This is a genomic window from Agrobacterium sp. lyk4-40-TYG-31, from assembly GCF_030209855.1.
In the GTDB taxonomy this organism is placed as follows: domain Bacteria; phylum Pseudomonadota; class Alphaproteobacteria; order Rhizobiales; family Rhizobiaceae; genus Agrobacterium; species Agrobacterium vaccinii.
The window spans coordinates 96,611-119,497 of the sequence record NZ_JARVRE010000009.1 but is presented as its reverse complement, the minus strand read 5'-3'; the positions used below and the strand labels follow the sequence as shown (position 1 = coordinate 119,497).

The following is a 22,887-nucleotide window of genomic DNA, read 5'->3' as shown; positions in this document are numbered from 1 at the left end:
CTTCTTGTTCTTGTTTTATCATTCGCGTTGTGCAAGGTTGCATGGGCGGATATTTACACGCTTAATTGCGCGTTTTCTAAAGTCCGTCTGTTGGGGGCTTACATGGTTGCGCGCGTCAATACGGTGGCATTTCAGGGCATAGAGGGCGTGCCCGTCGAAGTTCAGGTTATGGTCGCACCCGGAAAGGTCGGCATGCAGATCGTCGGCCTGCCTGATAAAGCCGTGGCCGAAAGTCGGGAGAGGGTGCAAGCTGCTCTCCACGCCTCCGGCCTTGCACTGCCCGCCAAGAAGGTCACCGTCAATCTGGCTCCCGCTGATTTGCCCAAAGAGGGCAGTCATTTCGATCTCCCAATTGCGCTCGGGCTGATGGCCGCATTGGGTGCCATTCCGGCGGAGGCGCTCAACGCCTATGTCGTCCTGGGCGAGCTTAATCTGGATGGCACAATCGGTGCCGTGTCCGGCGCTCTTCCCGCGGCCATCGGCGCGAACGCGCAGGGCAAAGGCCTCATCTGCCCGGCAGATAGCGGTGGAGAAGCCGCATGGGCGGGTGCCGAGTTCGATATTCTCGCACCTCGCAGCCTCATCGCGCTTGCCAACCATTTTCGCGGCACCCAGCGCCTGTCACGCCCGCTTGCCGCAATCCGCGCCAATCCCGCCAACCTGCCTGACTTGGCCGATATCAAGGGGCAGGAAAGCGCCAAGCGCGCGCTGGAAGTGGCTGCCGCCGGTGGACATAATCTCCTGATGGTCGGCCCACCCGGCTCGGGAAAATCCATGCTGGCCTCGCGGCTTCCCTCCATCCTGCCGCCGCTCTCGGCTGCGGAATTGTTGGAGGTTTCCATGGTTCACTCCATCGCCGGCCAACTCTCTGGCGGCAAGCTGTCGGATCGCCGCCCGTTTCGCACCCCGCACCATTCCGCCACCATGGCAGCTCTCGTCGGCGGCGGCCTGCGCGCGAGACCGGGCGAGGCGTCGCTCGCCCATCACGGCATTCTTTTTCTCGATGAATTCCCTGAATTTTCGCCACAAGCCTTGGATGCCTTACGCCAACCCCTGGAAACCGGTGAATGCATCATCGCCCGCGCCAACCACCGCGTCAGCTATCCCGCTCAAATTCAGCTAGTTGCGGCCATGAACCCGTGCAAATGCGGCATGGCGGGCGAACCCGGCTTCACCTGTGCCCGTGGCCCGCGCTGTGTGACGGATTATCAGCAACGGATTTCCGGCCCACTGATGGACCGCATTGATATCCGCATCGAAGTTCCTGCCGTCTCGGCGGCAGACCTCATCCGCCCCATGGCCGCCGAAGCCAGCGCCGATGTCGCCAGACGCGTGGCCCGCGCACGAGACTTACAACAGGACCGTTTTGTCGCCGCAGGCTTCACCGGCATCCGCACCAACGCCCGCTGCTCCACGGCGCTGATCGAAAAATTCGGTGAACCCGATGCCCCAGGTCTGCAACTGCTCCGCGACGCCGCCGAAAAACTCAAATTCTCTGCACGAGGCTACCACCGCATCCTGAAAGTCGCCCGCACACTGGCCGATCTGGACGACAAGGCGACCGTCACCCGCATTCATCTGGCGGAAGCGATTTCTTATCGGATAGCGGGGGAGCGACTGACGGCGGCGGCATGAGAACATTTTATCAAAGGATCGCAGATTTACACTGAGTCCTTGAAAACCGCCTCGATTCGGTGGCCGTCAGGATCGATCACGAAGGCCGCATAATAGTTGGGGCCGTAGTGAGGTCGAAGTCCTGGTGCGCCATTGTCATCACCACCGTTAGCAAGGGCGGCTTGATAAAAAGCGTTAACGGCTTCACGACTCGGCGCTGTAAAGGCGAGGTGGAATCCATTCCCCGGCGGGCTGTAACCATCATGATGCTTGAGCGCGAATTTGTCGCCACTGCCCGGAAGTCCGTAGCCGACGGCCTGCCCCTGCTCCCCTTCTTTGATATCGGACCAGACACGCACATACCCAAGCATTAAGAGGGCAGCATCGTAGAAAGTTGATGCACGCTTTATATCGGAGACGCCGAGGGAGAGGTGATGAAGCATAGTCGGTTTGTTTCCCAATGATGAGCCCGCCATGCATAACAGGTATGGCGGGTTTTAATATCAGAGCCCCAATCCCTCAAACAATGCCGTCGACAAATACCGTTCCGCAAAGGAAGGAATGATCACCACAATCGTTTTGCCCGCATTCTCATCCCGCGCGCCGATCTTGATAGCGGCGGCGAGGGCTCCACCGGATGAGATGCCGACCGGTACTCCTTCCAGACGGGCAACCAGACGGGCGGTTTCGAAGGCTTCGTCATTGGTGACGGTGACGATTTCGTCGTAGATCTTGGTGTCGAGCACGGCGGGCGCAAAGCCTGCGCCGATGCCTTGAATCTTGTGCGGACCGGGGTTGCCGCCTGAAAGCACAGGGCTGTCGGCGGGCTCGACGGCGACGACCTTGATATCAGGTTTGCGGCCCTTCAACACCTGGCCAACGCCGGTAATGGTGCCGCCGGTGCCAATGCCCGAGACGAAGATGTCAACATTGCCATTGGTGTCGTTCCAGATTTCCTCGGCTGTTGTCTTGCGATGGATTTCGGGGTTGGCGGGGTTTTCGAACTGCTGTGGAATGATCGCATCGGGCAGCGTTTCGGCCAGTTCATGCGCCTTGGAAATCGCGCCCTTCATGCCTTTGGGGCCTTCTGTCAGCACCAGTTCGGCACCCAAGAGCGCCAGCATCTTGCGGCGCTCGATGGACATGGTTTCGGGCATGGTCAGGATCAGTTTGTACCCATTCGCGGCGGCGGCGAAGGCCAGCGCAATGCCGGTGTTGCCGGATGTCGGCTCGATCAGCGTCGTCTTGCCGGGCGTGATCTTGCCCTGGGCTTCCAGCGCTTCGATCATGGCAACGCCGATGCGGTCCTTCACGGAGGCGATGGGGTTGAAGAATTCGAGCTTTGCCAAAATGGTCGCCTTGACGCCTTTTTCAGCCGCCAGCTTGTCGAGGCGTACCAGAGGTGTGTCGCCGATCGTTTCCGTGATCGAGGAATAGATCCGTCCGCGTCCGGGTTTTCTGGCTTCTGTCATGGCATGCTCCATTGTGCAAACAGCAGGAATTGGCCGCAGAATAGGAGGAATAGCATTTCGATTCCAGAGAATGAATGTGCTTATATGGAGCCCATTAGGGTACAAGATTCCAAGGATGCGCCATTTCTGGGAGTGTAGTTCTTAACTTGTGCGTGTCGCGATCATAGCGGCGGTACCAGCCAGAATGCCTGCTGCGGTTCGGTTGAGGATGGTCAGCGCGCTGGGGCGTTTCAGCAAAGTCCGGGCCTTTGAGGCCAGCAGAATATAGGGCAGCAGCACCGCCATCAGCACGGTGAAGGTGACCGCGAGGAGGGTCGCGTATTCACTGGTGCCAATCAGCCTGATGTCGATCAGCGTCGGTACCAGCGCCACGTAAAACAACATGGTTTTTGGGTTACCCAGCGTGATGAACAGGCCAGATAGAAAAGACATTCCAATGCTGGTGCTCTTTTTTGCCTGTAAATCCTGCGGCAGAAGCCCCGCAGTCCACAGTTTCCAGGCGATATAGAGCAGATAGGCGGCGCCAGCGAATTTCAGGACCATGAAGGCTTCCTGAAATGTCTGCGCCACGAAGGCGAGGCCGAGAATGACGGCGGTCAGGTATACCATGTCGCCCAGAACGAGACCGAGCCCCATGAAAAACGTTTCGCGAAAACCCGAGCCCAGGGCGCGGGCAACAATGGCCGTCATGCCGGGGCCGGGGATGGCGGCAGCGATGAAGAGAGCGGTGGCGTAGGTCAGAAGCGTTGCAATGGTCACGACGATGTCCCCAGAAAATCGTAACGTCGATATAGCATGGGGAACGGGCTTGAAAAGGGCCTTTGCGAAAACGACAAAGCCCGGCGCATCGCCGGGCTTTGGAAGAATTCACTTGAAAAAGTGATTACAGGAACGGACGATCCGGCATGTCATCGATGCTGATGACGCCGTCGTTGTTCTTGTCGAGGCGTGTGAACATTTTTTCACCGGCGGCGGTGAATTCCGCCTTGCTGATCTGGCCGTTGCCATCGGTATCGACCATGGAGAACATGGCATTCACCCGGCCACCCGGACGCTTGCCACCTTCGCGGCCTTCATGCTTGCGGCCTTCGTGGCGCTTGCCGTCACGCTCTGCGTGTTCTGGGCCACCCTTCTTGCCATCCATGCCTTCGGCATTGGCGCGCTCTGGACGTGGGTTGGCGGCGCGGAAAGCTTCCATTTTGGCTCTGCGGAAATCGCGCATTTCCTTCGGCGTGATGGAGCCGTCCTTGTTAGCGTCAATCTCGGTGAAAAGCGCATCCTGGCGGGCGGCGAACTCTTCCTTGGAAACCTTACCGTCCTTATTGGTATCAGCCGTCTTTAGCAGATAGACATAGGCCAGTTCAGGGCGCATGGGCGGGCCATCTCTGCCAGGGCCACGGGGTGCTGCCATGGACATGGGTGCTGTTGTGCTGAGCACGAGGGCCGCTCCAAGAGCAGTGAGCGCAAATTTTCGAATTGTCATGGTCTGTACCTTTCAAATGCTGTCCCTGATTGAAAGGTAGTGAGCCGATGGTGCCTTCACCACTTAAACATCAGTAATGTGCATGACAAATCGGTAACCTGGCTCAGCCTGCTGCGTGGGGCAGTGCCTTTAGAAAGCCTGTGAGATCATCGGTGATGAAATCGATGTGCTCGTCGCTCGTTGCCGGAGTTTCCCAGCGCTCCATGACGATGCCTTCGAGATTGCGCGGAACCAGAAGCACCGTTTTCATGCCCAAAGCCTTTGGCGCGACAAGGTTTCGCGGCAGGTCCTCGAACATGGCGGCCTTGGTCGTATCGAGCTTTGCAAGGGCTGCGAATTTCTCGTAGGTCGCACTGGCGGGCTTGGGCAGAAAATCGGCGGCGACGATGTCGAAGATATCCTCGAAATGGTCGAGAATACCCAGCGCGCCAGCGGCGGCCTGCGCATGCGGCACACTGCCATTGGTCAGAATGAACTTGCGGCCCGGCAGGGCCTTGATCGCGTCACCTAGGTCCGGGTTGGGCAGCAGCGCGGAGTAATCGATCGCATGCGCCCGCTCTAGAAAGGCGTTGGGGTCGATGCCGTAATGGATCATCAGGCCCTGAAGGGTGGTGCCATGCTCGTGGTAATATTGCTTCTGAAGCTTGCGCGCTTCGTCCGGCTCGAGCTGCAACAACTCGGCGACATAGCCCGTCATGTTCTTGTCGATCTGCGAAAACAGGTTCACCTCATGCGGGTAAAGCGTGTTGTCGAGATCGAACACCCATTCGGTCACGTGGGAAAAGTCGGCGGCGTTCGGTTCATTTTTTGGTTTCGTGCTCATGGCCTCTTATGCCCTGTCGTCAGCACAAAGAAAATCGAAAAGGCGACGTTCCAGCCGCTTTCCGACCTTGGGGCGCAAAGCTGGGGCGTGATAATCGTTGAGGCATGGAACTCTGGATACCCATCACCATCGCCGCTGCCTTCATGCAGAACCTACGCTCCGCCTTGCAAAAGCATTTGCAGGGGTCGCTCGGCACGCGTGGCGCCAGCTTCGTGCGCTTCGGTTATGGGTTCCCGATTGCCGTCATGTACGTCTTGGCTCTGCATTTCGTGGCGAAGCAGATTTTCCCAACCTTCAGCACGGCATTTTTCATCTGGGCGGTGGTGGGCGGTCTGGCGCAAATCTTCGCCACTATGATGCTGGTGCACCTGTTTTCCCTGCGCAACTTCGCCGTCGGCACCGCCTATTCTAAGACGGAGCCGGTGCAGGCCGCTCTGTTCGGTTTCGTCATCCTCGGTGAAAAGCTGACGCCGGGTGCTGTGGGCGCGATCATCGTCGGCGTCATCGGCGTGATGACGATATCGATGGCGCGCATGCCGCTCTCTTGGAGGAATACCGTTACGGCACTGACCAGCCGCACCGCGCTGATCGGCATCGCTTCCGGCGGCGTCTTCGGCATATCGGCGGTCGCGTACCGAAGCGCGTCGCTGTCCTTGCAAGGGGCAGGGCCGATCATGTCGGCGGCGGTGACGCTGGCCTGCGTCACGACCTTCCAGACGGCCTTCATGCTGGTTTGGATGGCTTGGAAGGACAAGCGGGAGATCGTGCAGGTTCTGGTAACGTGGCGCTCGTCGGCTCTGGTCGGCATCGCTGGGGTATTGGGCTCGGCTGGCTGGTTCACGGCCATGACGCTGCAACAGGTGGCTTATGTGCGGGCGCTGGGCCAGATCGAGCTGGTCTTTACCTTCATGGCGTCGTGGTTTTTATTCCGCGAACGGGTCAACGCCATGGAGCTTGCAGGATGCCTGCTGATCGTCAGCGGCATCCTGGGATTGCTGTTCTGGTAATCAGGGAACGATGAGCGTGCCCGCACCTTCGGTGAATATTTCCAACAGAACGGAGTGGGCGGTCTTGCCGTTGAGAATGACGACGCCCTGAACGCCCGCCTTGATGGCCTCGATGCAGGTCTCGACCTTGGGGATCATGCCGCCGGAAATCGTGCCATCCTTGATCAGCGCGCGCGCCTGCGACACCGTCAATTCCTTGATGAGTTCCTTGTTCTTGTCGAGAACACCCTCGACATCGGTCAGGAACAGCAGGCGGCTGGCATGCAGCGCACCGGCAATGGCGCCAGCGAACGTATCGGCATTGATGTTGTAGGTCGCGCCATCACGGCCAGGAGCCACAGGCGCGATGACCGGGATCATCTCGGACTTGGCGAGAAGATCAAGCAGCGTGCGGTCGACTTCCACCACTTCGCCGACGAAGCCGAGGTCGAGAACGCGCTCGATATTGCTATCGGGATCGATGACGGTCTTCTTGGCCTTTTCGGCAAAGACCATATTGCCGTCTTTACCGCACAGGCCGATGGCCCACTCGCCGGTCTGGTTGATGAGGGCGACGATTTCCTTGTTGATCGAACCGGCCAGAACCATCTCGACGATTTCGACTGTCTTGGCATCGGTGACGCGAAGACCCCCTTCGAATTTCGATTCGATACCCATCTTGCTCAGCATCGCGCCGATCTGGGGCCCGCCGCCATGTACGACGATGGGGTTGATGCCGGATTGCTTGAGAAGAGCAATGTCCTCGGCGAAAGCCTTGCCAAGGCCGCTGTCGCCCATGGCATGGCCGCCATATTTTACGACGATGGTCTTGTTTTCATATTTCTGCATGAAGGGCAGGGCCTGCGCCAGAAGCCGGGCCTGCATTTCGCTTTCGGAAGACGCCATGGGAAATAACCTCGTCGTTGAATGCCGCGCTTTTAACCCAAGTTTTTGACGGATGAAACAACGCAGAGCCAATCTGGCGCAGAAAATTCAAACGTGATCACGACGATAGCGCCATGGAGATTGACATAATCGCACAATCGGACCAGCTTTATGCGTGGGGGCAAATGCGCGTGCCGGTTGGAGCAAACCGGAACTGCCATGACGGCAGTGTCGCACGATAGCCAGGAGTTCTATGACGGATGACCTTGCCAGATCGGGAGAAACGTTGCGGTTTGCAGGACGAGGTGCTGGCGGGCGAATATGTCCTCGGCGCACTGAGTTCCGATGCAAGCGCTGAACTTGCCAAACGCATGAAGACGGATCGCCAGTTCGCAGCCACCGTCCGCCGCTGGCAGGAAAACCTCGCAGAGACCGATCGAACCGACCGTCGCGCTTTTTCAGCCTATGGTGCAGGCAGAGCAGTGGATCACGGCAGACGCAGATCGGACATCAAGGGACGTCACGGCCTTTACGGGCGATTCGCCATTGTCTCGGCGCTGTGGAACTCGGTGCGTTTCTGGAGACTGACGACATCGGCAGCAGTGCTATGGGCAGCAGCGCTGCTATTTGCAGGTTTTTGAGCCGTTGCAAAACCGCATTGTTTATCATTCCCGTCATCAGCGCGGGAATTCGGGGCGGCAGTCTATTGGACTACCAAGCCCCTGAACGCAGCTAGATACTGATCGTCCGGACAATTTCGTCTCGGACCATATCCAGCCCGGAGAATTTTTCGGAAGACGTAGCCAGCACTTCGGGATAGGCGGCCGGGCGCTTGCGGATTTTCTCAAGCGTTTCGCTTATCAGGCGTGGCACACCGACGTCCTTGATCTTGTCGGTCTTGGTCAGAATGATCTGGTAGGAGACGGCTGCCTTGTCCAGCAGCGATAACACGTCCTCATCGTTCTTCTTGATGCCGTGGCGCGAGTCGATCAGCACGTAAACGCGCTTCAGCGTGGCGCGGCCCCGCAGATAATCGAACACCAGCTTCGTCCAGGCGTCGACTTGATCCTTCGGGGCCTGGGCATAGCCGTAACCCGGCATGTCCACCAGCGCCATCGGCGGCAGGTCGCCTGCCTCGCCGGAAAAACCCTCGGGAACGAAGTAGTTCAGTTCCTGTGTACGGCCCGGCGTGTTGGACGTGCGCGCCAGCCCGCGATGGCCGACGAGCGCGTTGATCAGAGACGACTTGCCGACATTGGAACGTCCGGCAAAGGCGATCTCGGGCGGGCCTTCCGGGGGAAGGAATTTCATGGCGGGTACGCCGCGAATGAAAATCCATGGCCGCCCGAATAGCGGCTTTTCCGTTGCCGGCTGGCCGCCTTTGATGTCGCCGGTCATTTGGTTTCCACCGGCTTTCGCTTGAACAACGCCTTTATGTTGTCGAACAGCTCGATCTTGGCACCGTGGCGCTTCATGATCACGGCCTGCTGGGAAATCGACAGGGTGTTGTTCCACGCCCAGTAGATGACGAGACCGGCAGGGAACGACGCCAGCATGAAGGTGAAGATCAGCGGCATCCAAGTGAAGATCATCGCCTGGGTCGGATCTGGCGGTGTCGGGTTCATGCGCATCTGCATGAACATGGTGATACCCATGATGATAGGCCAGACGCCGATCATCAGGAAGTGCGGAACGTCGTAAGGCAGAAGGCCGAACAGGTTGAACAGCGATGTCGGATCGGGCGCAGACAGGTCGTGAATCCAGCCGAAGAACGGCGCATGCCGCATCTCGATGGTGACGTAGATGACCTTGTAAAGCGCGAAGAACACCGGAATTTGCAGTAGCATCGGCCAGCAACCGGCGACCGGGTTGATCTTTTCTTCCTTATAGAGCTGCATCATGGCCTGCTGCATGGCCATGCGGTCATCGCCATGCTTGGCTTTCAGCTCCTCCATCTTGGGCTGCACGCGCTTCATGTTGGCCATGGAAGCGTACTGCTTGCTGGCAAGCGGGAAGAACAGAACCTTGACGACGATGGTGGTCAGCAGAATGGCCACGCCGAAGTTGCCAAAGTAACGGAAGAAGAAATCCATCAGTTTGAACATCGGCTTGGTGATGAAGTAGAACCAGCCCCAGTCGATCATGAGATCGAATTTCGGAATGGCGTATTGCGTCTCGTAACGGCTGACGAGCGGAACTTCCTTGGCACCAGCAAAAACGAGGTTCTTCAGCTCGACCGACTGGCCCGGAGCCACGGTAACCGCATCGCCACGGTAGTCGGCCTGATAACGCGGCTGACCATCGGTGAAGTGGGTGTAGCGGGTTTCGACAGGAACGGTCTGCGGCGGCACGATAGCAGCAGCCCAATACTTGTCGGTAATGCCGAGCCAGCCACCAGTTGCCTTTGGCAGGGTGTAGGGCTTTTCTTCGACGTTCTTGTAGGATTCTTCCGTCAGGCTGCCATCTGCACCGGCGACGCCTAGAAAGCCTTCGTGAATGACGAAGACGGCAGGTGTTGCAGGCTTGTTGTTGCGGGTGATGCGGCCATAGGTCGAGAAGGACACAGGCTCCTGGCCGGGGTTCTCGATCTTGTCGACGACAGTGATCATGTAGTGATCGTCGATCGAAAGCGTGCGGTTGAAAACCACGCCCTTGTCGTTTGTGAAGGACAGCGTAACAGGCGTCTGCTCTGTTAGCTTGGCGCCTTCGGGAGCGGTCCAGACGGTGGAGGGGCCGGGAACCGTACCCACAGCATCACCGGCGATATAGCCAAGCTCCGTGAAGTAGCCGTCATGAGTATCGGATGGCGAGAACAGCGTGATGAGCGGGCTCGAGTCATCCACGGTCTCGTGGTAGTCCTTGAGCTTGATATCATCCAGACGAGCGCCACTGAGGTTGATGGAACCTGAAATGGCATTTGTGTCGATCTGTACGCGCTGCGATCTGGCAAGCGCTTCATCGCGAGACATGGTTGCGGCCTGCTGGCCCGAGGCGCCGGGCAGGGTGCCACCCGGTGCTGCTGCCGTTCCCGGGGCAGCCGTGGTGCCGGTGCCCGTTGTGGGCTGCGTCTGCTGCTGCGCGGCCTGCTGGGCCTGACGGGCCTCTTCGGTCCGACGCTGCTGCTCGATGCGCGGGTTCATATACAGGAACTGCCAGGCAAGCACGATGACAACCGAAAGGCCTATCGCGATAAAGTAGTTGCGGTTTTTTTCCATCATTCTTTCCTGGAGCGGGTCTCCCGGGAGCGTCCGGATTTCGCGCGTCCCTCGATCCGCTCTATGAGCAAGTGTTCCAGTACGGCAAATTCGGTTTTCAATGCGTCCCTTCGGGCGACAATCACATAGTCATGCCCGGGCTTCATTGCAAACCCGGCTTTCAGCCTGACGGCTTCCCTCAGACGGCGGCGCATTCGATTGCGTTCAACCGCATTGCCTTGGCGTTTCGTCACCGTAAAACCGACGCGGGGTTCGGTCTCGGGTGCCTGACGATCCAGTACCTCCAGAAGAAAGGTGCTGCCTCGTCTTTTTTCTCCTGCCTGAACAGCAAGAAACTCCGGTCGGTTTTTCAACCGACCGGGTATTTTCTTCTCATGCGTCATGTGCCGCGACTTTCATCGGGCTTGCGGCGCAATTAGGCCGAAAGACGGGCGCGGCCGCGTGTGCGGCGAGCAGCCAGAACCTTACGACCGCCGGCAGTTGCCATACGGGCACGGAAACCATGACGACGCTTGCGAACAAGCTTGGATGGCTGGAAAGTACGCTTAGACATTTATTTAATACCGCGGGGTGCGGCCCTTCTTGACTTTGCCCCTTGAGGGACAAGAGCGTTTCGTTGATGCCGAGGCCTACCGCGCAAACGGTAAAATGCCCAGACGTGCGGGCTTATAAGGGCTTACAGGCCTTAAAGTCAATTGCTGAACCGCACGACCTCTGTGTGTTCATCCAGTCTGTATGACAGATTGAGTAATCTATGCTTGTGAAATGCCTGCGTCGCCTCTTCCAAGCGAGCAAAATGATTAAAATTGGAAAGTCTTTCTTAAGGGGAGGCAGTTAAAGGTTTTGCTGACGAACTATCGTCGGGGGATCGTTTCTTGCTTTTTGGCGAGAGGGCGTTTTTGAGGGGACTACGCAGTGAAAATTCGGGGTAAGATCAATCTTCTTGTGGGGCTTTTGAGCCTTGTTGCTTGTACCATAGGTGGATTGTCGATCTATGCCGTCAAGGAATATCACGCCCAGACGCTGGCGCTGGATGCTGTTGCGGACCGCGCCCGGCATGGAGAAACCCTCAATCGTCTCGTCACGGCAGTGGTGATGGAATCGCGCGGCATCTATGCCGCCAAAGACACCGCGGCTGCGGCCAAATTTGCCGACGGCATCAAGACAAACCTCGATGACATGGCCGCTTTGCTGAACGACTGGAAATCACAGGTTCCGGCGGCACAGGCCGGCCAGTTCGCCAGTCTGGAAAAGCGCTTCGCCGACTTCCGCACGTTTCGCACCGAAACCGCGCGCCTTGGCCGCGAAGCAAGCCCGCAAGACGCCAACGCGCAAGGTAACAACGAAGCCAACCGTGAAAACCGCAAGCTTTACCAGACGGAAATCGATGCCGTCGTGAAGAGCGACCTTCAGGCACTGGACGCGATCAAGGTAGAAATCGAGAACTTCGGCGACACGATTTTCCTCGTCGTTGCTTTCGTCACCGTGGCCGGTGTGGTCATTGGTGCTGCCTTCGGTCTCTATATCGGCTCCAGAGAACTCAGCGGACCGATCCTTAAAGTTTCCAACGTCATGAATGCGGTTGCCGAAGGCAATCTGGACACGGACGTACCCTATCTCGACCGCAAGGACGAAATCGGCGAAATGGCCGCCGCCGTGGAAGTCTTCAAGCGCAACGGGCTGGAATTCCGCCGCATGAATGCGCAGGAAACCGCGATGCGCGCCAAAAGCGACGATTTGCAGGCTGGCATGGCAGAAGTCGTGGGTGCGGCTGCGGAAGGCGATTACAGCCGCCGCATCACCAAGGATTACGGCGACGACAACCTCAACCGTTTTGCCCATAATATCAATTCACTTCTGATCAGCGTCGATAGCGGCGTGACGGAAACGGGCCGCGTCATCGAGAGCCTTGCGCATGGCGATCTGACGCAGACGATGAATGGCACTTTCCACGGTGTGTTTGCCGAGCTTCAGTCCAATGTCAACGAGACATTCGTCAAGCTGAAGGGCACGATTTCCGAAGTTCGCGGCAGCACCGAGAGCATCAGCGGCAATGCCAATGAGCTGCGCGCCGCAGCCGACGATCTCTCCAAGCGTACCGAGCAGCAGGCCGCAGCCTTGGAAGAAACATCCGCCGCGCTGGACGAAATCACCGCTGTGGTTCGCAGCTCCACCGAGCGTGCGCAGGAAGCCAGCGCCATGGTTTCCGAAACCAAGGAAAAGACGGCACAGTCTGCCAAGGTCGTGCGCGACGCCGTCTCGGCTATGGGACGGATCGAGCAGGCATCGCGCGAGATCAGCCAGATCATCAATGTCATCGACGAGATCGCCTTCCAGACCAATCTGCTGGCGCTAAACGCAGGTGTCGAAGCCGCACGTGCTGGCGAGGCTGGTAAGGGCTTTGCCGTTGTGGCACAGGAAGTGCGCGAACTGGCACAGCGTTCCGCCAATGCCGCCAAGGATATCAAGGCGCTGATCACCAAGTCGGGCGAAGAGGTCGGTAACGGTGTAACGCTGGTGCAGCGCACCGGTGAGGTCTTGGACGAGATCGAGACGCGCGTACTAGGTATCAACGATCACATCCACTCCATCGCAACCGCTGCCAAGGAACAGTCCACTGGCCTGCAGGAAGTCAATACGGCCATCAATCAGATGGACCAGGTGACCCAGCGCAACGCGGCCATGGTGGAAGAAACCTCTGCCGCAACCCACAAGCTGAGCGGTGAAGCGCAGACCCTCGTCTCGCTGGTCGGTCGCTTCCGGCTCGGCAGCGAGACGGGCGCCTACGCCGGTCAGTCTGGCCGACCCGCCGTCGCCTCATCCCGCTCCGCACCGGTGGCATCACCTGCGCGCAAGATGATGGGCAACGTGGCCCGCGCCTTCAACGGTAATGCAGCAGTCGCCCAAAGCCGCGATGAATGGCAGGAGTTCTGAGGCCCGGACATCCAGGCCTCGTTTGAAGACGTCAAAACTGAAAACCCCTCGCCACCGGCGAGGGGTTTTCTTTTGGCGGAACACGTTGTCGGCTTACTCGGCAGGCACCACGGTCGGATCGAGTGCATCGATGCCCTCTTGCCGATCATACGCGGCCTGATCGAGAATACCCTGCCGCTTGGCGACGATGGTGGGGATGAGCGCCTGTCCGGCCACATTGACCGCCGTGCGGCCCATATCGAGGATCGGATCAACCGCCAGCAAAAGGCCGACGCCTTGCAGCGGCAGACCAAGTGTCGAGAGCGTCAGCGTCAACATCACGGTCGCTCCCGTCAGACCCGCCGTTGCGGCCGAGCCCAGAACCGAGACGAAGGCGATCAGCACATATTCCTGAATGCCAAGCGGAAGGCCGTAGAACTGCGCGACGAAGATGGCGGAGATCGCGGGATAGATCGCAGCACAGCCATCCATCTTGGTCGTCGCACCTAGCGGCACGGCGAAGGCGGCATATTCACGCGGCACACCGAGATTGCGCTCCGTCACCTGCTCGGTCACCGGCAGCGTGCCGATGGAGGAGCGGGAGACGAAGGCCAGCTGAATGGCAGGCCACGCGCCGGAAAAGAAGCGAACCGGGTTCAGCCCGTTGGCCGCGAGAATGATAGGGTAGATGACGAAGAGCACGATGGCGAGGCCGATATAAATCGCCGCCGAATACCAGCCAAGCGACGCCAGCGCCTCCCAGCCATAAACGGCAACGGCATTGCCCAGAAGGCCGATCGTACCGATCGGCGTCAAGCGGATAACCCACCACAAAATCTTGCGCGTAATCGCCAGCAGCGAGCGGTTGAAAGCCAGAAACGGTTCCGCCTTCTCACCCACCTGCAAGGCAGCGATGCCGACCGCAATCGAGATCACCAGAATTTGCAGCACATTGAAATTCAGCGCTGTGGTGGCACCACCCGGGGTGACCTTGGTCGATGCCTGAAGGCCGAGCAGGTTGGTGGGGATCAGACCTTTGAGAAAATCGAGCCACGAGCCTGTGCTGGACGGGACCGCCGCAGCCGTGGCCGCAACGCCCGAATTGATGCCCGGTTGGATCAACAGACCAAGCGTGATGCCGATGAGAACCGCAATCAGAGCCGTGATCGCAAACCACAACAGCGTCTGCCACACCAACCGCGCCGCATTGTTCAGCTCCCGCAGATTGGCAATGCTGGCGACAATGGCGGTGAAAATCAGCAGCGGCACAAGCGCGCGCAACAGCTGAACGAAGATCGAGCCGATGGTCGACAGCGTCTGAACCAACCAATTCGGCCCCGCCTCGGACGCGCCCATCTGCCGGGCGATATAACCCAGCACAAGACCGACAACCATGGCGGCGAAGACCTGAAAGCCGAACGAGGTGTAGAAGGGCTTCTGTGCCCGTGTGGTGGATGAAGCAGACATTTTGTATTCCATGAAAGCGAGACAACCATGTCAGTCGTCTAACGTATGAAGGAGAGCGAGTTGACCTCATAGTTGGCATATTTACCAAGTATATCAACGAATGAGATTGCGCCGGAAACGGGCCTATTGAAATTTTGATCCACCAGAGCGTCTGAGCTTTTACGAAAACTGGTGCGCAGCACTGAAATTGTGGATTTTCACTGATCTCCAAATCGATCTAAAATTTCCTGAAAGTCGGTTCGAGTTTCCTCATTAGCTCTTGGGAGCACTTGTTTAATCGGACTGATCGACGCCTTCCCATATTTGAACAAAAGCGCATAAACCGAAGATCTTAACAGCGGATCGTCACTCTTGAGGCGCGCTTTGAGCGCCGTCCTGATGACGAAATCCACCTTATCAATAGGCACAGCCCCTTCCGACCCAATGGCGCTCATTATAATCGCCATGCTTTTTTGTTTTTCGTCGATCACCTCAACGTCAACAATCTTCGCCAATCTCAGGACACCGTTTTCGCCAACTTCTGCCAAAGCGCGTCCAACAGCGCCACTCTTGAGTGAATCGTTCGTCAGCGCCAATGCGGTTGCCAACGCATCTATGACAACGTCATCTCGACCAGGAAATCTTCCGAGTTCTGTCGCCCAACGCATCCGTTCATCGTCTGACGATGCTGAAATGAGCTTGTTAAGAACCAGATTGAATACACCGTCGAAAGAGCCTGAGTCGGGACCAAGTGCTTGTGCAATCTTGATGCGAACATCATCTGCATCGGATGCAATTAAAACTTCTTCGAATTTCTGCCGAACCTGTAGCGGCAATGGCGTCTTTCTCAAGAGACTGGCAAGATTTCCGATAAATTCGACGTTGGCTGAGTCTAACACTGCTTTGAAAATTAGATCCCTCGATCTCTCAACTTCGCCGTAAAGAGAGGAATGATAAACTCTTCTTTCATCCGAGGATGCAGACATCTCGGCACGTCTAAGAATTTCAGTTACCAGAAAATCTCGACTTTCTTTGTCGGAAGCGATTGAGAGCAGAATTAATCCGTTCGTCCGCTTAATGAAATTTTTTGGGGTCAAGCCCTCGACAGCGGCCGCTATAAAATCTTTTTCAAAACTAACATTGCGAAAATACTCAAGCGGTTCAAATCTACGCACGAGAAGAACATATAATTTGGTGAGCATCTCCGTCCGCTCGTCCTGATCTGACGACAGGTATCGTTCAACAAAGTCTTTCGGACAATACCTATCGCCTGAAGCCACACTTCTGCACGGCAAGTCATAAAACATGTCAGAGACACTCTCGGCTTTCGCCGACAGGGACATCAACATCAATGGTAAAGTCACGACAATTAGTGCGGAGGTTAATTTGTTCATACATCTCGCTCAAAAATCGCAGCGCTCATGCGTTTGCAATTGATAGTAAAATGATGACTCTTTTACAACCGAATTACAACCCAATCTCATTCGCCCAAGGCGGATTAGCCCCCGCACGAGACACCGTCACAGCCGCAGCCTTCGCGCCTAGGGCCAGCGCCTTGGCAATCTGCTCTTCCGTCAGTGCCGCGACCTGCGGCTTCGTCAGCAAGCCCTGAAGCTTCAGCGAGGCGAGGATGCCTGCGTCGAAGGTGTCGCCTGCACCGACGGTATCGACCACCTCGACGCGTTCGCTTGGGACTTCCACGCGAAGGTTCGATGTATAGCCAACTGCGCCTTCGGCACCACGGGTGACGACGACGAGTTTGGCGCCGTGGTGCAGCCAGTGGCGGGCGAGCGTGTCTTCATCGCCTTCCAGACCGAACCAAGCTAGATCCTCATCCGAGAATTTGACGATATCCGACTTGGCGGCCATGCGGTTGATGCGTTCCAGATGCTTCTGCTTGTCCTTGATGAAGCCCGGGCGGATGTTGGGGTCGAGCGAGATGACGCGTTTTTCGTGTTCGCGCATCAGAAGCGCTTCGTAAGTGCCGCCGCAGGGTTCGGGAATGAGGCTGATCGCGCCGAAATGCATGGCCTCGCAATCGGCGCCGATATTGGGAAGATCGCTTTCGGAGAGCATGCGCAACGCCGTGCCTTCATCGTAGAAGGCATAGGTCGCGTGGCCATCCACCAGTTTGACGAAGGCGATGGTCGAGGGGCGATGCGAGAAGGCGCAGAGGCTGTAATCCACATTGCTGTCCCTAAGCGTGTCTTTCAGGATCTCGCCCATCATGTCATCGGCAATGCCGGAGAAGAAGGCGGAGGGAACGCCGAGACGTCCCAGTGCAATGGCCGTGTTGAAGACCGCCCCGCCTGCATAGGGCGCAAAACCCGGCTCGCCTTTCGTGGTTTCACGCGGCAGCATGTCGATCAGGGCTTCACCACAACACAGGATCATCCGGTCCTCCTCCGTATCAAAAACTAAATCGATTTAAACAACTTCGCCCGACTTGGCCAGATGTCAGCCAATCGAAACTTGCGTGCCAACCAAGATCAGGATTGCGGCAATTCGCTGACCCCGCCCTGGGCGGCAGACCATGGCAGCGGGTTGTCGAGGAAGGCTTCGACTTCCGACAAGGTCTTGTCATCGAAGAGTTTTTCCGCGCGGGCAACGGCCAGAACATTGCGCCATGTGCTGAGGTAATGCAGCTTTACGTTTCCGTTGCCAAAGCGTGCTTCAGCCTCGGGGAAGATGCCGTAATAGAACAAAGCAATACCGTGATCGACAATGCCACCGGCTGCCCTGATAGCATCGATGAAGGTGAACATGGAGCCGCCTGCGGTTGTCAGATCTTCGATCACAAGCACGCGCGCGCCCTCAGGCATATGGCCTTCGATCTGCGCGTTGCGGCCGTGGCCCTTAGGCTTCTTGCGGCAATAGATCATCGGCAGGCCCAAGCGTTCCGCCAGAAAGGCCGCGAAGGGAATGCCCGCCGTTTCGCCACCGGCCACGCAATCGAATTTTTCGAAGCCCGCATCGGCAACGATCTTGGCTGCTGCAAAATCCATGACGGCGGAGCGGATGCGCGGGTAGGAAATCAGCTTGCGCATGTCGATGTAGACGGGGCTCTTCATGCCCGATGCGAAAGTGTAGGGGCTCTCCGAGTTGAAGTGCACCGCCTTGATTTCCCATAACATCTTCGCAACAAGCTCAGCCACAAAGGCACGATCCGTGAATGTAAACTGGGACATCGGCATTTTCCTCTTTTGATCATCGAGTGCATAAAAAAACTGCCGGATAAACCGGCAGCAATTGAAAATTCAGGCAACGTCCCAATGCAATGGAAACATCGGGTCGAAAACCGTGACCGGTCCTGCGCCGGTGTCGATCTTCTCCGGGAAGTTCACGGGCTCATCGCGCCTGACCATGGTAATCGTGTCTTCATTGGGTGCCAGACCATACCAGGCGGGACCGTTGAGCGAAGCGAAGGCCTCCAGCTTGTCGAGCGCATTGTCCTGCTCGAACACATGGGCAAGGCAACTCATGGTGTTGATGGAGGTGTAAACCCCGGCGCAACCGCAGGCGCATTCCTTCAGCGGGTCCACATGCGGTGCGGAATCCGTGCCGAGGAAGAAGCGCTTGTCGCCAGACGTGGCGGCGGCGCGCAGCGCCAGACGATGTTCTTCGCGCTTGGCCACCGGCAGGCAATAATAATGCGGCTTGATGCCGCCGACCAGAATGGCATTGCGGTTGATGATGAGGTGGTGGGTGGTGATCGAACCGGCGAGATTGGCTTTGGATTCCCTAATGTAATCTACACCGTCCTGCGTCGTCACATGCTCCATCGTCACCTTAAGTTCCGGCAGGCGCTGGCGCAACGGGTCGAGAACCGTGTCGATGAAGACTTTTTCGCGGTCGAAAATATCGACTTCCGGTGTCGTCACTTCGCCATGGACGCAGAGCGACAGGCCGATCTTCGCCATGCGCTCCAGCACCGGCATTGCCTTGTCCATGTCCCGCACGCCGCCGTGGGAATTGGTGGTGGCACCGGCGGGGTAGAGCTTGACGGCAGTGATGAGGCCGCTGATCTTGCCGTCTTCCACGTCGTCGGGGCTTGTGTGTTCGGTGAGGTAGAGCGTCATCAGCGGCTGGAAGCGATCACCCGCTGGAATGGCTTTGACGATGCGGTCCTTGTAGGCGCGGGCATCGGCGGTCGTCACTACCGGCGGCACGAGGTTGGGCATGATAATGGCGCGCGCGAAATGGCGGCTGCTATCACCGATCACGCCTTCCAGCATCGCACCATCGCGCAAATGCAGGTGCCAGTCATCGGGGCGGCGAAGGGTGATCGACTTCATCGTGGGGCCTCCAAAGCATGTCGCGCAAAAGTGTGCCGCGGTTTTGCGATAACGACATGCGTAAGACAAGACCGACAGCTTGCTGGAATTGCGCCCGTTTAACACCATTTTACGCGAGAGGACAGCGCCTCAAACCACTTTTTCGGCGCAAAAACTGGGGTTAAATCGCGCCTGCCTGTGGCCCCCAGACATCCGTCATGGCAAAACCCTCTGCCAGCGGATCGTTCGGGTCGAGCCAGACCTGATGCAGGCCGAAGGTAAAGCCGCGCCCTGCGATGGTGGGAATGACCGCTGCCTTTCCTGCAACTTCCGTGACCGCAGATAAGCCGACCTCGAATTGCGTGCCGATGATGGAGCGGGATGTGTAGGTGTCGCCCACCTGGACCTTGCCGCGCGCATGCAGGGTGGCCAGATTGGCGGAATTGCCGGTGCCGCAGGGGGAGCGATCCGCCCGACCCGGCCACATGGTGGTGCAGGTGCGGATGGTGCCATCGGCTTCGGTATCGCGGAACATGACATAGGCCACGCCCGAGATGGCCGGGATTTCGGGATGCACGACCGGTATTTCGCGGTTGACGATATCTTTGAGCACCATCCCCTCCGCCACCAGCTTGGCCGCATTGGCCTTGTCGATGGTGAGGCCAATTTGCCCGACATCCACCAGCGCATAGAAAATGCCGCCATAGGCGATATCCATGCGGATACGGCCCCAATCCGGCGTGTCGATCTCGACATCCAGCTGATGCACGAAAGATGGCACCATGGTCAGTGTCACCTTTTCGCAGCGTCCATCGCGGCAGGTGGCGGTGGCTTTCACCAGACCGGCTGCCGTTTCCAGCATGACAATGGTTTCCGGCTCCCTCATCTCCACCATGCCGCTTTCCAGAAGGGCAGTGGTGGCGCAAATAGAGTTGGAGCCGGAACTGGCATGCGCCTGATCCGGCTGGAGAATGACAAAAGCGGCATCCGCATCCGGGTGCTTGGGCGGCAGCAGCAGGTTGACAGAGCCGATTGGGGCACCGCGCGGCTCCAGCGTCAGGAAGCGGCGAAGCTCTTCACCCTTGGGATCAGTGTTCAGCCAATGAAGCTGTTCGGCAACCGTATTGCCCGGAATTTTCGGCACGCCTCCCGTGGCCACACGCCCGATTTCACCTTCACAATGAACATCGAGAAGCTGAATTGTGCGTCTGAAGCGCATGGCGATCACTCCGGTAAGATGAGAATAAGCCGGTCATAACGTATAAAATACTGTTTGTATATTATACGTTCAGCGATCCCGGCATTCGGAATTTCCACGATTGACGGAGAGGTTACAATCGCTGGAACGCCGCGTGCCGTTGTTCAACGCCTGCGGATCGACCACGCTGGTTGCCGTGTCTCCCACCGAACCAACGGTGTTGCCGACGGAGCGGCCCAGACGCTCGACCTGTCGCCCGTAATTTTCCCGCGTGCGTGGGTCGAACACCGCAATCGGCGCGCTGACCACGACGCTCGCCGCCGTACCAACCGTTTGTGCGGCACCAATGCCCACGGCACCGATGGCCTCACCCAAGCCAACATCGGAATCCGTCACCGTCTGCCCATCGATCAACCGCCCGCCGATGAGACGCACGACCTCGGGGCTTTCGGCGAATTTGCCGTGGTTGAGGCTATCGCCGGATTTCAGCTTGGTGAGATCGAGAACCGTGATACCCGCGCTTTCCAGCTGGCTCCTGTAGGGCTCCGCGCCCGGGTCGATCTGACCGAGGCGGTCGACATTGCCGGAAATACGGCGCGAGAGGCTAAGCGCCCGGTCATCCTGCGAGACGAACAGCGTGAACTTTGGCTTGTCCTTGCCAAGGCTTGCATATTGTCGCGCGAATACATCGACATCGAGGTCGGGTGCGGCCAGAATGACATTGTTGATCTTGGGATAAACACGGCCATGGCGGATCGCCATCTGGCGCAGCGCTTCTACGGCCAGCCATGTGCCCATGGAGTGCGCCATGATCGTCACGTCGCTGACCGCATTATCCTTGGCCAGTCGCGTTAGCATCTCTTCCAGCGCATCGCGGGAATAGTTGGTGCTTTCCTTGTCGTAATTGTAGTCGAACACGCTGGCGCGCGATGGCCAGGTAAACACCACCGGCAGAACGTTGGAACCGGAATCATGGACGATCTGCGCGAAGCGATAGACCGATTCCTCGTAACGATTGTTGAACCCGTGCACGAAAACCAGCACACGCTTGTTCTTCAAGCTGTTGCGCTTGATCCAGCTTTGGGTGTCCGGATCGTTCTTCAGCGGTTCCACGGACACGGTGGTGAAGCTCTTCAACGGATCAGCCGGAAGCTTCTTCGGCCACTGCACCTGACCGACCTTACGATTGGCCTCAGGCGGAATGGAAACGGAGATGGCATCGACCTTCAACCCCGTGCCGCGCTCGCCTCCGAACAAAATGGCCTTGTCATCGGACGGTGCGCGCGTGGTGGCGACTAGAAGATTGACCGCAGAGGTGCCCTGTACCCTCTGCCCGGTCGGTGTCATGACGCCAATGGGACGACCGCCGCAGCTGACAAGGAAGGCAAGCAGGGTGACTAATGCAACAAGCCTTGCGGCCATTCCGATACTCCGGGAACAAGGCTAAGCCCATGCGTCGTAGTGACGGCTTGAAGCTTCAGCATTCAACAGGTCCCGTTATTACAGAATGCTTCGCTCTAAGCCAGCAGCGAGGCACCGAATGGAATTGTATTTCGGATGTGGTGTGTCGCAACTGCCTCAATGTGCACGCACGACCAAAATGCAACTGTGTTGCGCGGGACCGCCTCACGCAACACAGTTTTCTTAAAAGTATGACAGTCGGAATACGGTTTTGCCGGTATTACAGGTGAAGCACCTGAGGGGGCATTTGCGGAGCTTTTTCCACAACCACAAGACCACGGCCAAATTTTATCGAAGCAATGGATTTGGCCAGCGCGATGACGTCATACTGGGTTCGAGAATCCGCTGAATGAACAGCGAAGTCACTGTAGCCATAATCCTCGAAAATGCTGTTTTGAATATCGATCAGCATTTTAAAGAATTCTACGGCCGTGACAGATGCATCGCGGTACACATCCGTATGTCCCCAATACATGCACTCCAAGTCCTCAACGAAATAAATGCCCGTTTCCTTCAGCCCATTGTTGAAGAGCGCATTGAAAGAGGCGATTTGGTGGGATGCAACATGGCTGCCATCATCGATGATGATGTCAAATGGACCATATTTATCGACAACGGACTGGAGGAAGGCGGCATCGCTTTGATCACCGATTTCCACATGAATATCATGTTGCGGCGCATTGAAAGCGGTACAACTTTCATCGATGTCGATGCCGACGATAACGGCGCCATCTCCAAAAAAACGTCTCCACAGTTGCAACGACGCACCTCGGTACACGCCAATTTCGAGAACGCGAGGGCTTTTCCCGTGATACGCTCCGAACTCACGGTCATATGTCTGAAAATAGCTGAGCCATTTATGGCCGCCTGGAATGGTGGACCAAACCTGACCAGACACGGTGCTGTCGACAGCAGGGAAGGGAGGAAGCTTGTTGCTTTCCCAAGCGACTTTCGCGCGCATTTCCGCGTTAAGAAGATTGTAAATGCTTTTGGTTGCCATGATTTTCTACTCTCTCAGCTCTTATCGGGCGATATGTATTCGTTGATGCTGCAGGCATTGCATCCGTTTCGCGTGTGAACAGACAAGGCGGTCCTGTGCATTGGCGGGATGCCAAAA

The 22,887-nt window shown here is 57.5% G+C and carries 22 protein-coding genes; 4 read left to right on the top strand and 18 right to left on the bottom strand.

The features are described 5' to 3' along the window. The first annotated feature begins 102 nt into the window (after nucleotides 1-102). Complete coding sequence (locus QRN55_RS17375) at nucleotides 103-1,635, top strand: YifB family Mg chelatase-like AAA ATPase (RefSeq protein WP_284777649.1); 1,533 nt, start codon at nucleotides 103-105, stop codon at nucleotides 1,633-1,635. 26 nt (nucleotides 1,636-1,661) lie between these two features. Here the strand turns inward: QRN55_RS17375 and QRN55_RS17370 are convergent, their stop codons facing one another. The 5 genes from QRN55_RS17370 to QRN55_RS17350 all read right to left on the bottom strand — a co-directional run bounded on the left by QRN55_RS17370 (nucleotide 1,662) and on the right by QRN55_RS17350 (nucleotide 5,392). After that, complete coding sequence (locus tag QRN55_RS17370; RefSeq protein WP_284777648.1) at nucleotides 1,662-2,057, bottom strand: VOC family protein; 396 nt, start codon at nucleotides 2,055-2,057, stop codon at nucleotides 1,662-1,664. Nucleotides 2,058-2,117: 60 nt separating this feature from the next. Continuing rightward, nucleotides 2,118-3,086 carry a cysteine synthase A gene (gene cysK / locus QRN55_RS17365; RefSeq protein WP_284777646.1) on the bottom strand — a complete coding sequence of 323 codons (969 nt, stop codon included), beginning with the start codon at nucleotides 3,084-3,086 and terminating at the stop codon, nucleotides 2,118-2,120. Nucleotides 3,087-3,227: 141 nt separating this feature from the next. Continuing rightward, complete coding sequence (locus QRN55_RS17360) at nucleotides 3,228-3,845, bottom strand: LysE family translocator (protein ID WP_111839973.1); 618 nt, start codon at nucleotides 3,843-3,845, stop codon at nucleotides 3,228-3,230. 124 nt (nucleotides 3,846-3,969) lie between these two features. Beyond that, entirely contained in the window at nucleotides 3,970-4,569 is a 600-nt protein-coding gene (locus QRN55_RS17355) for an EF-hand domain-containing protein (protein WP_045229975.1), read from the bottom strand. A gap of 103 nt (nucleotides 4,570-4,672) precedes the next feature. Next, on the bottom strand, nucleotides 4,673-5,392 hold the full coding sequence (locus QRN55_RS17350; protein ID WP_284777645.1) for a pyrimidine 5'-nucleotidase: 720 nt from the start codon (nucleotides 5,390-5,392) through the stop codon (nucleotides 4,673-4,675). A gap of 104 nt (nucleotides 5,393-5,496) precedes the next feature. Here QRN55_RS17350 and QRN55_RS17345 point away from each other — a divergent pair, with 104 nt between their 5' ends. Then, the gene (locus QRN55_RS17345; protein ID WP_284777644.1) at nucleotides 5,497-6,399 is read left to right on the top strand and encodes an EamA family transporter; all 903 of its coding nucleotides are present in this window, start codon (nucleotides 5,497-5,499) and stop codon (nucleotides 6,397-6,399) included. Here QRN55_RS17345 and argB read toward each other — a convergent pair whose 3' ends face one another. Next, entirely contained in the window at nucleotides 6,400-7,284 is an 885-nt protein-coding gene (gene argB / locus QRN55_RS17340; RefSeq protein WP_062451011.1) for an acetylglutamate kinase, read from the bottom strand. It lies immediately after the preceding gene. Between the two features lie 239 nt (nucleotides 7,285-7,523). Here argB and QRN55_RS17335 point away from each other — a divergent pair, with 239 nt between their 5' ends. Next, nucleotides 7,524-7,904 carry a hypothetical protein gene (locus tag QRN55_RS17335; protein ID WP_284777643.1) on the top strand — a complete coding sequence of 127 codons (381 nt, stop codon included), beginning with the start codon at nucleotides 7,524-7,526 and terminating at the stop codon, nucleotides 7,902-7,904. 91 nt (nucleotides 7,905-7,995) lie between these two features. On the opposite strand, the gene yihA is transcribed toward QRN55_RS17335, so the two are convergent. Genes yihA through rpmH form a run of 4 tightly spaced genes read right to left on the bottom strand, consistent with a single transcriptional unit; the run spans nucleotide 7,996 to nucleotide 11,031 of the window. Then, the gene (yihA, locus tag QRN55_RS17330) at nucleotides 7,996-8,661 is read right to left on the bottom strand and encodes a ribosome biogenesis GTP-binding protein YihA/YsxC (protein ID WP_284777642.1); all 666 of its coding nucleotides are present in this window, start codon (nucleotides 8,659-8,661) and stop codon (nucleotides 7,996-7,998) included. Next, nucleotides 8,658-10,478 carry a membrane protein insertase YidC gene (yidC, locus tag QRN55_RS17325; RefSeq protein ID WP_284777641.1) on the bottom strand — a complete coding sequence of 607 codons (1,821 nt, stop codon included), beginning with the start codon at nucleotides 10,476-10,478 and terminating at the stop codon, nucleotides 8,658-8,660. The genes yihA and yidC overlap by 4 nt, the downstream gene beginning before the upstream one ends. Further along, nucleotides 10,478-10,861, bottom strand: a complete 384-nt coding sequence (rnpA, locus tag QRN55_RS17320; protein ID WP_233122457.1) for a ribonuclease P protein component — start codon at nucleotides 10,859-10,861, stop codon at nucleotides 10,478-10,480. Before rnpA ends, yidC begins: the two co-directional genes overlap by 1 nt. Nucleotides 10,862-10,893: 32 nt before the next feature. Beyond that, a complete protein-coding gene (gene rpmH / locus QRN55_RS17315; protein WP_111839965.1) occupies nucleotides 10,894-11,031 on the bottom strand; it encodes a 50S ribosomal protein L34 in 138 nt (45 codons plus the stop codon). 362 nt (nucleotides 11,032-11,393) lie between these two features. On the opposite strand from rpmH, the gene QRN55_RS17310 reads away from it, so the two are divergent. Further along, nucleotides 11,394-13,412 (top strand): methyl-accepting chemotaxis protein, encoded by a 2,019-nt coding sequence (locus tag QRN55_RS17310; RefSeq protein ID WP_284777640.1) that lies wholly within the window; start codon nucleotides 11,394-11,396, stop codon nucleotides 13,410-13,412. A 93-nt stretch (nucleotides 13,413-13,505) separates the two neighbouring features. Here the strand turns inward: QRN55_RS17310 and QRN55_RS17305 are convergent, their stop codons facing one another. From QRN55_RS17305 to QRN55_RS17270, 8 genes are all read right to left on the bottom strand, one after another. Further along, on the bottom strand, nucleotides 13,506-14,858 hold the full coding sequence (locus tag QRN55_RS17305; RefSeq protein ID WP_284777639.1) for a dicarboxylate/amino acid:cation symporter: 1,353 nt from the start codon (nucleotides 14,856-14,858) through the stop codon (nucleotides 13,506-13,508). Between the two features lie 197 nt (nucleotides 14,859-15,055). Then, the gene (locus tag QRN55_RS17300) at nucleotides 15,056-16,231 is read right to left on the bottom strand and encodes a hypothetical protein (RefSeq protein ID WP_284777638.1); all 1,176 of its coding nucleotides are present in this window, start codon (nucleotides 16,229-16,231) and stop codon (nucleotides 15,056-15,058) included. Between the two features lie 73 nt (nucleotides 16,232-16,304). Next, complete coding sequence (locus QRN55_RS17295; protein ID WP_284777637.1) at nucleotides 16,305-17,231, bottom strand: carbohydrate kinase family protein; 927 nt, start codon at nucleotides 17,229-17,231, stop codon at nucleotides 16,305-16,307. 95 nt (nucleotides 17,232-17,326) lie between these two features. Then, a complete protein-coding gene (locus QRN55_RS17290) occupies nucleotides 17,327-18,025 on the bottom strand; it encodes an orotate phosphoribosyltransferase (RefSeq protein WP_284777636.1) in 699 nt (232 codons plus the stop codon). A gap of 69 nt (nucleotides 18,026-18,094) precedes the next feature. After that, nucleotides 18,095-19,132: a dihydroorotase gene (pyrC, locus tag QRN55_RS17285; protein WP_284777635.1), complete on the bottom strand. Its 1,038-nt coding sequence runs from the start codon at nucleotides 19,130-19,132 to the stop codon at nucleotides 18,095-18,097. A gap of 160 nt (nucleotides 19,133-19,292) precedes the next feature. Beyond that, a complete protein-coding gene (locus QRN55_RS17280; RefSeq protein ID WP_284777634.1) occupies nucleotides 19,293-20,330 on the bottom strand; it encodes a 4-hydroxyproline epimerase in 1,038 nt (345 codons plus the stop codon). 69 nt (nucleotides 20,331-20,399) lie between these two features. Then, the gene (locus QRN55_RS17275) at nucleotides 20,400-21,731 is read right to left on the bottom strand and encodes an alpha/beta hydrolase (protein ID WP_284777633.1); all 1,332 of its coding nucleotides are present in this window, start codon (nucleotides 21,729-21,731) and stop codon (nucleotides 20,400-20,402) included. Nucleotides 21,732-21,990: 259 nt separating this feature from the next. Beyond that, nucleotides 21,991-22,770 (bottom strand): class I SAM-dependent methyltransferase, encoded by a 780-nt coding sequence (locus tag QRN55_RS17270; RefSeq protein WP_284777632.1) that lies wholly within the window; start codon nucleotides 22,768-22,770, stop codon nucleotides 21,991-21,993. Between the last annotated feature and the right edge of the window lie 117 nt (nucleotides 22,771-22,887).

Coding starts and splice junctions, on each gene's coding strand:
- QRN55_RS17355 (WP_045229975.1), bottom strand. CDS start 4,569: ATGACAATTCGAAAATTTGCGCTCACTGCTCTTGGAGCGGCCCTCGTG.
- pyrC (WP_284777635.1), bottom strand. CDS start 19,132: ATGAAGTCGATCACCCTTCGCCGCCCCGATGACTGGCACCTGCATTTG.
- rnpA (WP_233122457.1), bottom strand. CDS start 10,861: ATGACGCATGAGAAGAAAATACCCGGTCGGTTGAAAAACCGACCGGAG.
- QRN55_RS17335 (WP_284777643.1), top strand. CDS start 7,524: ATGACCTTGCCAGATCGGGAGAAACGTTGCGGTTTGCAGGACGAGGTG.
- yihA (WP_284777642.1), bottom strand. CDS start 8,661: ATGACCGGCGACATCAAAGGCGGCCAGCCGGCAACGGAAAAGCCGCTA.
- QRN55_RS17370 (WP_284777648.1), bottom strand. CDS start 2,057: ATGCTTCATCACCTCTCCCTCGGCGTCTCCGATATAAAGCGTGCATCA.
- QRN55_RS17295 (WP_284777637.1), bottom strand. CDS start 17,231: ATGATCCTGTGTTGTGGTGAAGCCCTGATCGACATGCTGCCGCGTGAA.
- QRN55_RS17300 (WP_284777638.1), bottom strand. CDS start 16,231: ATGAACAAATTAACCTCCGCACTAATTGTCGTGACTTTACCATTGATG.
- QRN55_RS17280 (WP_284777634.1), bottom strand. CDS start 20,330: ATGCGCTTCAGACGCACAATTCAGCTTCTCGATGTTCATTGTGAAGGT.
- rpmH (WP_111839965.1), bottom strand. CDS start 11,031: ATGTCTAAGCGTACTTTCCAGCCATCCAAGCTTGTTCGCAAGCGTCGT.
- yidC (WP_284777641.1), bottom strand. CDS start 10,478: ATGGAAAAAAACCGCAACTACTTTATCGCGATAGGCCTTTCGGTTGTC.
- QRN55_RS17375 (WP_284777649.1), top strand. CDS start 103: ATGGTTGCGCGCGTCAATACGGTGGCATTTCAGGGCATAGAGGGCGTG.
- QRN55_RS17350 (WP_284777645.1), bottom strand. CDS start 5,392: ATGAGCACGAAACCAAAAAATGAACCGAACGCCGCCGACTTTTCCCAC.
- cysK (WP_284777646.1), bottom strand. CDS start 3,086: ATGACAGAAGCCAGAAAACCCGGACGCGGACGGATCTATTCCTCGATC.
- QRN55_RS17270 (WP_284777632.1), bottom strand. CDS start 22,770: ATGGCAACCAAAAGCATTTACAATCTTCTTAACGCGGAAATGCGCGCG.
- argB (WP_062451011.1), bottom strand. CDS start 7,284: ATGGCGTCTTCCGAAAGCGAAATGCAGGCCCGGCTTCTGGCGCAGGCC.
- QRN55_RS17275 (WP_284777633.1), bottom strand. CDS start 21,731: ATGGCCGCAAGGCTTGTTGCATTAGTCACCCTGCTTGCCTTCCTTGTC.
- QRN55_RS17290 (WP_284777636.1), bottom strand. CDS start 18,025: ATGTCCCAGTTTACATTCACGGATCGTGCCTTTGTGGCTGAGCTTGTT.
- QRN55_RS17345 (WP_284777644.1), top strand. CDS start 5,497: ATGGAACTCTGGATACCCATCACCATCGCCGCTGCCTTCATGCAGAAC.
- QRN55_RS17305 (WP_284777639.1), bottom strand. CDS start 14,858: ATGTCTGCTTCATCCACCACACGGGCACAGAAGCCCTTCTACACCTCG.